We start from the raw sequence: 10,712 nt of genomic DNA on the forward strand, positions 1-10,712 counted from the left end.
TGAGCCGCTACATATGAAGATTGGCGTACGGTTGCTACTTGGCTATTTTCTGATAGTAGCCATTGCTGGCTACTTTGTTATTCGCATTTTTTTGCAGGAAGTCAAACCCGGAGTGCGGCGCGCAACCGAAGGCACCTTAGTGGATACTGCCACCTTACTGGCGCAATTCGCCCGGCAGGATATATTGCAGAACAAAGTGACCGACGGGCAATTGGCGCAAGCATTTTCTTCCCTTAATCTGCGGCCTATTGGTGCCAATATTGAAGGTATCCGTAAGGATCGCAATGAATATAGGGTCTATCTGACCGATACTGATGGACTGGTGATTTTTGATTCATCAGGCCGAGCATTAGGGCAAGACTATTCACGTTGGAATGATGTCTGGTTGACGCTACGTGGCGAGTATGGCGCCCGCAGTAGCCGCACTGACCCCGACGATGCAGAAAGCTCGGTAATGTATGTGGCGGCACCAGTAATCGTTGAAAATCGTATTGTTGGTGTACTGAGTCTAGGTAAGCCGAATATCTCCATGGTGCCGGTGATCAAACGCAGCGAACGCAAGATCCTGTTTGCTGGAGGGCTGCTGTTAGGCATTGCATTGCTGATTGGGCTGGGGTTTGTGTGGTGGATTAACCGGGCGATCGGCAAGCTGGTGGATTACGCAGAACGGGTTGCCGAGGGGCAGGTGGTGGCTTTACCAGAGATGGGGAGCAGTGAATTGAATGATTTGGCGCTGGCACTGGAAAGCATGCGTCTCAAGTTGGATGGCAAAGCCTATATCGAACAATACGTTCACACGTTGACTCATGAATTGAAAAGCCCGCTGGCCGCTATCTCCGGGGCGGCTGAGTTACTGCGAGAGTCCCCACCGCTGGATACAGCACAACGTTTTCTCATCAATATTGAGCAGCAAAGTGCACGAATCCAGCAACTGGTGGATAAAATGCTGGTGCAAGCACGGCTGGAGAGCCGGGTAGATCTACAACTCTCCCCCTTGGAGATCAGCGATATACTCAAGCAGAGCTTTAGCGCCAAAGAAGCTCAGGCGGTTAGCCGAGGGGTCACTCTGCGGCTAAAATCTGTAGATAACGCGACGTTGATCGGCGATGGGCTGTTACTCAGCCAGGCTTTAACCAATCTGATTGATAATGCTCTGGATTTCACGCTTGCGGGAGGGGAAATTAGCGTGAGTGGTGAACGGCAAGATGATACCTATCTGATCACGGTTGAAGACAGTGGCAGTGGTATTCCTGATTATGCCCAAGAGAAGATTTTTGACCGTTTTTATTCGTTACCACGGGCTAATAGCCCCAAAAGTACAGGGTTAGGGCTAAATTTTGTACGTGAAGTTGCTGCTATTCATCAGGGAAGCATTTGTTTGGGGAACCGCCTGCCACAAGGGGTTAGCGCGCGGTTGACATTACCGCTGTAGAGGGTTGACCGCCAACTTCACATTCACTTCACATAGCCTCATTCTCTTTTCACTTCACGGTCTTACACTGCTCTCCTGATGTTAAAAGGAGTGCAAGTCATGTTCAAATCTGTGCTGTTTTGGAAAATAGTTACGCTGCTGGGATTAATGCTATTGATGATGATCCCTAAAGGGATGCTGCTAAATGTAATCGATGAACGCAGTGGCTACCGACAAAGTGTGATCGATAAAGTCAGTGACAGTACTAGCCGCTCACAAAAAATCCTCGGTCCATTGATTGTTGTGCCGTATAGCGAGTGGGTTGAAACTGAAGTCGATGGCAAAAAACAAGGGAAATGGACCCTCTTTTATCACTACATACTGCCAAACGTGATGACTGTAAAAGGGACCCCAGATGTTGAAGTTCGCCAGTTAGGTATTTATAAAACACAGGTATATCAGGGTGAATTCGATTTCCATGGGGAATTTGAGGTATCTTCGCTGGATGATTTAGATCGTGAAGGCGTCATCATTGGTAAACCTTCACTGGTGCTGGCACTGAGTGATGCGCGGGGTATCCAACGCATTTCGTCACTCAGCGTAGGGAAGACTAAAATTAACTTCGAACCCGGTGCCTTCTCCGGTCACTCGGTACAAGGTGTTCATGCACCACTGACAATAGAGCAGGTTCTACAGGGTAAATTTGATGTTGACTTCACCATGTCGCTTGCTGGTACTACTAGCTTATCGGTAGTCCCGGTTGGGCGTAACAGTGAATTAACGTTACAAAGTAACTGGCCACATCCTAATTTTGTCGGTAATTTTTTACCTTTGCAGCGCAAGGTTGATGAGAAAGGCTTCCGTGCTCACTGGAGCAGTAATTGGTTGGCCAACAGCATGAACACGAATTTCACTGGTGGCGATGCAGTCTTTCATTTTGGTAGCTTACCGGCCTTCACCACCAGCCTGATTGAACCGGTTGATCACTACCAGTTAACCGAAAGAGCCATTAAATACGCTATTTTATTTATCGGTCTGACATTCTTCAGCTTCTTCCTATTCGAGAGTCTGACGTCATTGCGCCTGCACCCAATGCAATATCTGTTAGTCGGGGCGGCATTGGTTCTGTTCTATCTGATGTTGTTAGCATTCTCTGAACACATTGGTTTCACACTGGCTTACCTTCTTGCCAGTCTGAGTTGTAGCTTATTGATTGCTATCTATTTGAGCGCCGTATTGGGCGGATGGTTGCGTGGCACATTGTTTGCCTGCGGTTTATTGTTGTTGTACGGCATTTTGTACGGATTGTTACAATCAGAGGACAACGCACTGCTGTTAGGGGCAGGATTACTGTTTGTTGTATTGACGGTGGTAATGTTATTGACGCGGCGTTTAGACTGGTACCAAGTTGCTGATACACAACGGTTGACTGAATGGACAGCTACAGCGTCAAGTGCTGAAGAGAGCCCGAGCAAAACGGCATCAGAGGGAGAGGGCATGAAAGATGATAATGAAAAAAAAGATGATAACGTGAAAAAAGACGCTAATGGGAAAGATGAGTTCCGTTTATGGAAGTAACCGGGCGCAGCTAGACTAAATTTAACGGGCATATCGGGTGCCCGTTAAGTTGAACGCTGATGTAACTGGTTCTAACTCGGAGGATCAAAGTAACGCCTCCATCTCCAACAAGATTTGCTCACACCACTGCTCAATACGTTCCTCGCTTAAATCGTATTGATTGACCTCGTCCAACGCCAACCCCACAAACTGTTTGCCATCGGCACTGAGTGGTTTCGGGCTAGTAAACTCAAACCCATCTGTTGGCCAAAAACCGATAAATTTCACACCCAGAGGTGCAATATGGTCGTGCAACATACCAAGGGCATCAAGGAACCATTCGCTATAACCAAATTGATCGCCCATGCCATACATGGCGACAATTTTCCCCTTGAGATTGAGTTGTGTTAACTGTGGCCAAATCGCTTCCCAGTCTTCCTGTAATTCACCGAAATCCCAGGTGGGTATGCCTAGAATAAGAATGGAATACTCTTCCATCAGGCGGGGGCTAACCTCTTTTAGGTTATGTAAATCAACCAGATCTTCACCGAGGATATCACGGATTTTTTCTGCCACCATTTCGGTATAGCAGGTGCTGGAGCCGTAAAAGAGACCAATCTTCATGATGTATAGCCATAACATTACTAATAAGGAATAGCATCGAGTGTACCAGATTTGCTCTGCCATCAGGCATAATGGTGGCTGAGTTCAATCAAAGAGAGAGACAGAAATGAAACAGCAAGATAACCCGCTGATTGAACAATTTCTTGATGCTCTGTGGCTGGAACGAAATCTGGCAGAGAATACACTGGCGTCATACCGTTTGGATTTACATGCGCTGGTTGGATGGTTGACACACCATAATAGTGATTTATTGCGCGCCAGCCCGCAGGACTTGCAATCCTTCCTTGCTGAACGGATCGAGGGTGGCTATAAAGCCACCAGCTCGGCTCGTTTACTCAGTGCGATGCGCCGGTTATTTCAATATTTATACCGGGAGAAACTGCGTGAGGATGATCCGACCGCGCTGCTCTCTTCTCCCAAATTACCGCAGCGCTTGCCGAAGGATTTAAGTGAGGCACAGGTCGATGCGTTACTTAACTCGCCCAATGTGGATATTCCCTTGGAACTGCGCGATAAAGCGATGCTGGAAGTGCTCTATGCCACCGGTTTACGGGTGTCAGAATTGGTCGGGCTGACCATCAGTGATGTGAGTCTACGCCAAGGTGTGGTGAGAGTGATTGGTAAAGGGAATAAAGAGCGCTTGGTCCCCTTGGGGGAAGAAGCTGTGTATTGGATTGAGAACTATATGGAGCATGGCCGGCCTTGGTTGGTTAATGGCGCATCGCTGGATGTATTGTTCCCCAGTAACCGTAGCCAGCAAATGACTCGTCAGACTTTCTGGCATCGCATCAAACACTATGCGATCCTTGCCGGTATTGATAGTGAACGGCTTTCACCCCATGTACTACGCCATGCCTTTGCCACGCATCTGCTGAATCACGGTGCCGATTTACGTGTAGTGCAAATGTTACTGGGCCACAGTGATCTGTCGACAACTCAGATTTATACGCATGTAGCGACTGAACGTTTGAGACAGCTACATCAACAGCATCATCCACGCGCTTAATAGCTGTATGGAAAAAGATAGGATTTATAAATGAAAAAAAGTTTATTGCTGCTGCCAATGTTAATTGCTGCATTATCGGGGGTTGCTAATGCAGATGATTCTGCTATCCAGCAAACCTTAAAAAAATTAGATATCCAACAAGCTGATATCCAGCCGTCACCTATCTCAGGCATTAGCACGGTGATGACCGAAAGCGGCGTGCTCTATATCTCAGCAGATGGTAAACATCTGCTGCAAGGGCCGCTGTATGATGTGAGTGGCGATCAGCCCATCAATGTGACCAATCAGGCATTACTGAAAAAACTGGAAGCATTGAGCAGTGAAATGATTGTGTATAAAGCACCTGAGGAAAAACACGTCATTACGGTGTTCACAGACATTACCTGCGGTTACTGCCGTAAATTGCACGAACAAATGAAAGATTATAATGCGCTTGGCATCACTGTTCGCTATCTGGCCTTCCCGCGTCAGGGGTTAAGCTCTCAGGCGGAAAAAGACATGCGTTCTATCTGGTGTATGGCTGATCGTAATAAAGCCTTTGATGATGCTATGAAAAATAATGATATCTCCCCAGCAACCTGCAAAACCGATATCAGCAAGCATTATCAGCTAGGTGTACAATTTGGTATTCAGGGTACGCCAGCTATTGTGCTGCAAAATGGCACTATTGTTCCAGGCTATCAGGGACCGAAAGAAATGCTACAGATGCTTAATGCGCATCAGGCTTCATTAAAAGCGGGTGGTTGATTACCTGTGACGTTGAAAACCCAACTTCGCCGCCGTGAGGCGGCAGATGACAGCCATTTACCTGCGCAATTGCCCCCGTTACTGCGTCGTCTCTATGCCAGCCGTGGCGTAAAGGATGCGCAGGAGTTGGAAAGGGGCGTGAAAGGCCTACTGGCATGGCAAAAACTGGATGGTATTGACGCTGGCGTCACCTTATTACAACAAGCTCTGGCTGATCGGCGGCGTATTGTCATTGTCGGCGATTTTGATGCTGACGGCGCGACCAGTACCGCATTGGCGGTGCTGGCTTTGCGCAGTATGGGCGGCAGTAACATTGATTATCTGGTGCCTAACCGATTTGAAGATGGCTATGGGCTTAGCCCCGAAGTAGTTGAACAAGTTGCGGCCAGAGGGGCAGAGCTGATTGTTACTGTGGATAACGGTATTTCCTCTCATGCCGGGGTCGATCTGGCTCATGCCAAAGGCATTCAGGTTCTGGTGACGGACCATCATCTGCCGGGCGAAACGTTACCCGCAGCGGATGCCATCATTAACCCAAATCTGGCGGGTTGTGATTTTTTATCCAAGTCATTGGCGGGTGTCGGTGTCACTTTCTATTTGATGCTGGCGCTGCGCGCCCGTCTTAGGGAATGTGGCTGGTTTGACCAACGTACCTTGGCGGTCCCTAATCTGGCTGAACTGTTGGATTTGGTTGCATTGGGTACGGTGGCAGATGTGGTGCCGTTGGATGCCAATAACCGTATTTTGGTCCATCAAGGGTTAAGTCGTATTCGTGCAGGAAAATGCCGTCCAGGAATTCGCGCATTACTGGAAGTCGCTAACCGTGATGCGCGCCAACTGGCCGCGAACGATTTAGGTTTTTCTCTTGGCCCACGGTTGAATGCGGCGGGGCGTTTAGATGACATGTCCATCGGGGTGGCGCTACTGCTGAGTGACGATATCGCTCAGGCGCGAGCACTGGCAATCGACCTTGACACCTTGAATCAAACCCGGCGCGAGATAGAACAGGGTATGCAGGTTGAAGCTTTACAACTGTGTGACCAGTTGGAGCGCACCAGCAGTGAATTACCTTACGGTATCGCGATGTACCATCCAGAATGGCATCAGGGAGTCGTGGGTATTTTGGCTTCACGCATCAAAGAACGCTTTCACCGCCCGGTTATTGCTTTTGCTCCTGCGGGAGAAGGGTTATTGAAAGGGTCGGGTCGTAGCGTTGCGGGTTTGCATATGCGTGACGCCCTTGAGCGTTTGGACACGCTGAACCCAGGGTTAATACTGAAGTTTGGTGGGCACGCCATGGCGGCGGGGTTATCGCTGGAGGAAGGTAAATTCGATGAGTTCCGTCAACGTTTTGCAGATTTAGTCGGTGAATGGATGGATGCTTCGCAATTGGAAGGCGTTATTTGGTCGGATGGCGAACTGAACGGTGCCGAGTTATCACTGGAGACCGCGGAGCTATTGCGCGACGGTGGTCCGTGGGGGCAATCTTTCCCTGAGCCGACCTTTGATGGCAAATTCCGTATTTTGCAACAGCGCTTGGTGGGTGAGCGTCACCTGAAACTCATGGTAGAGCCGCTGAATGGCGGGCCTTTGTTAGATGCCATTGCCTTTAATGTTGATACCACCTTGTGGCCGGATAGTAGCGTACGGGAAGTTAAATTGGCCTATAAACTGGATATTAATGAATATCGCGGTAATCGCAGTGTCCAGTTGCTGGTTCAACATTTGTGGCCTTATTAGCTCGCTACCCTATTACTCTGCCTTCTTTCTTGCGCTGCTAACACCGTTGCAACGTCAAGGAAGAAGAGGATGGCGCTACAAATATAATCAACCTGCTATAAACTGTCGTACAGATCCGTTAGAATTATCGGTTCTCATGACATTCCGTCATCTACGACACAACGTAAGACTTTAAATCATGTTTGAAATAAACCCGGTAAAAAACCGAATTCAGGACCTGTCTGATCGGACAGCCGTTCTCAGGGGGTATCTTTGACTATGATGCCAAGAAAGAGCGACTGGAAGAAGTAAACGCCGAGCTGGAACAGCCCGACGTCTGGAATGAGCCCGAACGCGCCCAAGCGTTGGGCAAAGAGCGTTCTGCGCTGGAAGAGATTGTCACCACCATTGATCAATTAGATCAAGGCTTGGAAGACGTTTCCGGCCTGCTGGAATTAGCCGTTGAAGCTGACGATGAAGAGACCTTTAACGAAACAATTGCTGAGTTAGAAGCTCTTGATGGCAAACTGGGTCAGCTCGAATTCCGTCGTATGTTTTCTGGCGAATATGATAGCGCCAACTGCTATCTGGACTTGCAAGCAGGCTCCGGTGGTACTGAAGCTCAGGATTGGGCCAGCATGTTACTGCGTATGTACTTGCGTTGGGCAGAGTCTAGAGGCTTTAAAACTGAGATCATCGAAGAGTCTGACGGTGATGTTGCTGGCTTGAAATCTGCCACGGTCAAAATAATTGGTGAATATGCCTTCGGTTGGTTACGTACTGAAACTGGCGTACACCGTCTGGTACGTAAAAGCCCATTTGACTCGGGTGGCCGCCGCCATACCTCTTTCAGCTCAGCCTTTGTCTATCCAGAAGTTGATGACGATATTGATATTGAAATTAACCCGGCAGACCTACGTATTGACGTTTACCGTGCATCCGGTGCGGGTGGTCAGCACGTTAACAAAACAGAATCTGCGGTGCGAATTACTCATATTCCAACCAATATCGTGACCCAATGCCAGAATGACCGTTCGCAGCATAAAAACAAAGATCAAGCGATGAAACAGCTGAAAGCTAAGCTGTATGAGTTTGAGATGCAAAAGAAAAATGCTGATAAACAGGTTTTGGAAGACAATAAGTCCGATATCGGCTGGGGTAGCCAGATCCGTTCTTATGTATTGGATGACTCCCGTATTAAGGATTTGCGTACCGGTGTGGAAACACGTAACACGCAAGCCGTACTGGATGGCGATCTGGACAAATTTATTGAAGCAAGCTTGAAAGCCGGGCTATGAGGAACTGAGATGTCAGAGCAAAAACCACAAGTCGCTGAGCAAGCGCAAGAACTCAATAGTGAGTTACAAGCCCGTCGAGAAAAACTGGCTGTATTACGGGGAAAGGGAATTGCGTTCCCTAATGATTTCCGTCGTGAGAATCTTTCCGACCAGTTGCATGCAGAGTTCGGCAGTAAAGAGAATGAAGAGTTAGAAGCACTGAATATCGAAGTAACCGTTGCTGGCCGTATGATGACCCGCCGTATCATGGGTAAAGCATCATTTGTGACTCTGCAAGATGTTGGTGGCCGTATCCAGTTGTACGTTTCCCGTGATGACCTACCGGAAGGCGTTTATAACGAAGAATTCAAAAAGTGGGACCTGGGCGATATCCTGGGTGCGCGCGGTAAACTGTTTAAAACCAAAACCGGTGAGCTGTCGATCCACTGTAGCGAACTGCGTCTGTTGACCAAGGCTTTGCGTCCATTGCCAGATAAATTCCATGGCCTGGCTGATCAAGAAACCCGTTACCGCCAGCGTTATTTGGATCTAATTGCTAACGACGAGTCTCGTCATACGTTCAAAGTCCGTTCGCAAGTGATGTCCGGTATCCGTAGCTTCATGGTTGAAAAAGGCTTCATGGAAGTCGAAACACCAATGATGCAAGTGATCCCTGGTGGTGCTTCTGCACGTCCGTTTGTCACGCATCACAATGCGTTGGATATCGATATGTATCTGCGTATCGCGCCAGAACTGTATCTGAAACGTCTGGTAGTGGGTGGCTTCGAACGTGTGTTCGAAATCAACCGTAACTTCCGCAACGAAGGTGTTTCGCCACGTCATAACCCAGAGTTCACCATGATGGAACTCTATATGGCTTATGCGGACTATAAAGACCTGATAGTCTTGACGGAAGAGCTATTCCGCACCCTGACTGAAACCATATTGGGTAGCAGTGTGGTGCAGTATGGCGAACAGACTTTTGATTTTGGTAAGCCTTTTGCCAAATTGACAATGAAAGAAGCTATTTGTAAGTATCGTCCTGAAACCAATGTTGCGGATTTAGACGATATGGATAAAGCTGTCGCAATTGCCGAATCATTGGGCATCAAAGTTGAGAAGAGCTGGGGCTTGGGTCGTATTCAATGTGAAATCTTTGAAGAGACCGCAGAAAGTCATCTGATCCAGCCAACGTTCATCACGGAATATCCAGCCGAGGTTTCTCCGCTAGCACGCCGTAATGACGATAATCCATTTATCACTGACCGCTTTGAGTTCTTCATCGGTGGCCGTGAAATTGGCAATGGCTTCTCTGAGTTGAACGATGCCGAAGACCAGGCGCAGCGTTTCGCCGATCAGGTAAGTGCTAAAGAAGCTGGCGATGATGAAGCGATGTTCTACGATGAAGACTATGTCACCGCATTGGAACATGGCTTACCACCAACAGCAGGGCTGGGTATTGGTATTGACCGTATGGTTATGTTGTTTACTAACAGCCATACCATCCGTGATGTCATTTTATTCCCAGCGATGCGCCCGGTAAAATAAGCGACACGGTCTAACGGTAAATCCCTCAGGGCGCTACGGCGCCCTTGAGGTTATTGACAAAGTGCCTGCAACGGAGAGAACAGGCAGATCGTAAAGACGCCATAAACCCTTCCCTGGGGGCTCGAGCCGCGCCCTCCCTGGCGCGGACGCTTTACTCCTCTGCCTATCCTCACCGTTCAAGATCGCGTCATCGGGGTTTGTCAGCAGTCTGAAGGGCGCTACGGCGCCCTTTTTACTGAGTCAGCCAAACTTGTTTCTTGAAGTAAAACGGTGTTAGTGATGTATTGTTTAATCTAATCGCTTAAAATACCGGCGCTTAGAGCATATCTTCGCTTGCCCATAGGGAAGAACCAGTTATAATGCTAGCCGCACACCGAAGCGGGTGTAGTTCAATGGTAGAACGAGAGCTTCCCAAGCTCTATACGAGGGTTCGATTCCCTTCACCCGCTCCAAACAAACTTCTTACAACGTCTACTAAAACCCACTCAGCCCAATAAAGACAAGCCTTCTAGCTAAATCCCGTTATTTTAACGTCTACTAACTTCCACCCAAATCTACACATCAATGTGTATAGTGATATGTATAGGACGTTTTATTTTCGTCGGAGCTATACACAATGGCCCTCACAGACCTTGAATTACGGCGCTCTAAGCCGAAAGAAAAGCCCTAACGGAGCATAAAAATATGACTATTCAAAACATGTCAAATAGCCGTGACGGATCAGGCGTGATCCCAGTGTGAGGCACTATTGTTAAATTGATTTTAACTCTTTCTTTTGGCGGGTGGATTTTTGTCGGTATCCTGCGACTGGACGACAACCCCC

The 10,712-nt window shown here is 48.2% G+C and carries 8 protein-coding genes and 1 tRNA gene; 8 read left to right on the forward strand and 1 reads right to left on the reverse strand.

The features are described 5' to 3' along the window. The first annotated feature begins 13 nt into the window (after window positions 1-13). Both creC and creD read left to right on the forward strand, forming a co-directional pair. Entirely contained in the window at window positions 14-1,432 is a 1,419-nt protein-coding gene (gene creC / locus AC971_RS15510) for a two-component system sensor histidine kinase CreC (protein WP_025381101.1), read from the forward strand. Between the two features lie 99 nt (window positions 1,433-1,531). Next, window positions 1,532-2,989, forward strand: a complete 1,458-nt coding sequence (gene creD, locus AC971_RS15515; protein ID WP_038401985.1) for a cell envelope integrity protein CreD — start codon at window positions 1,532-1,534, stop codon at window positions 2,987-2,989. A gap of 84 nt (window positions 2,990-3,073) precedes the next feature. Here creD and fldB read toward each other — a convergent pair whose 3' ends face one another. Then, window positions 3,074-3,592, reverse strand: a complete 519-nt coding sequence (gene fldB / locus AC971_RS15520) for a flavodoxin FldB (RefSeq protein ID WP_002209934.1) — start codon at window positions 3,590-3,592, stop codon at window positions 3,074-3,076. Window positions 3,593-3,698: 106 nt separating this feature from the next. On the opposite strand from fldB, the gene xerD reads away from it, so the two are divergent. The 6 genes from xerD (at window position 3,699) to AC971_RS15550 (ending at window position 10,341) form a co-directional block, all read left to right on the forward strand. Continuing rightward, complete coding sequence (xerD, locus tag AC971_RS15525) at window positions 3,699-4,598, forward strand: site-specific tyrosine recombinase XerD (RefSeq protein WP_002209933.1); 900 nt, start codon at window positions 3,699-3,701, stop codon at window positions 4,596-4,598. A gap of 30 nt (window positions 4,599-4,628) precedes the next feature. After that, window positions 4,629-5,345 carry a bifunctional protein-disulfide isomerase/oxidoreductase DsbC gene (dsbC, locus tag AC971_RS15530; RefSeq protein ID WP_025381099.1) on the forward strand — a complete coding sequence of 239 codons (717 nt, stop codon included), beginning with the start codon at window positions 4,629-4,631 and terminating at the stop codon, window positions 5,343-5,345. A gap of 6 nt (window positions 5,346-5,351) precedes the next feature. Then, window positions 5,352-7,085: a single-stranded-DNA-specific exonuclease RecJ gene (gene recJ, locus AC971_RS15535; RefSeq protein ID WP_025381098.1), complete on the forward strand. Its 1,734-nt coding sequence runs from the start codon at window positions 5,352-5,354 to the stop codon at window positions 7,083-7,085. Between the two features lie 178 nt (window positions 7,086-7,263). Then, window positions 7,264-8,362, forward strand: a protein-coding gene (prfB, locus tag AC971_RS15540; RefSeq protein WP_144236039.1) for a peptide chain release factor 2 whose coding sequence is annotated in 2 segments (ribosomal slippage) — window positions 7,264-7,338 and window positions 7,340-8,362 — 1,098 coding nt in all. Because the reading frame shifts where the segments join, the coding sequence is not laid out codon by codon here. Window positions 8,363-8,371: 9 nt separating this feature from the next. Continuing rightward, on the forward strand, window positions 8,372-9,889 hold the full coding sequence (gene lysS, locus AC971_RS15545) for a lysine--tRNA ligase (protein ID WP_025381096.1): 1,518 nt from the start codon (window positions 8,372-8,374) through the stop codon (window positions 9,887-9,889). 378 nt (window positions 9,890-10,267) lie between these two features. Next, window positions 10,268-10,341: transfer RNA gene (locus AC971_RS15550), tRNA-Gly, on the forward strand. Window positions 10,342-10,712 lie beyond the last annotated feature (371 nt).

Source organism: Yersinia similis, from assembly GCF_001053095.1.
GTDB classification, from domain to species: domain Bacteria; phylum Pseudomonadota; class Gammaproteobacteria; order Enterobacterales; family Enterobacteriaceae; genus Yersinia; species Yersinia similis.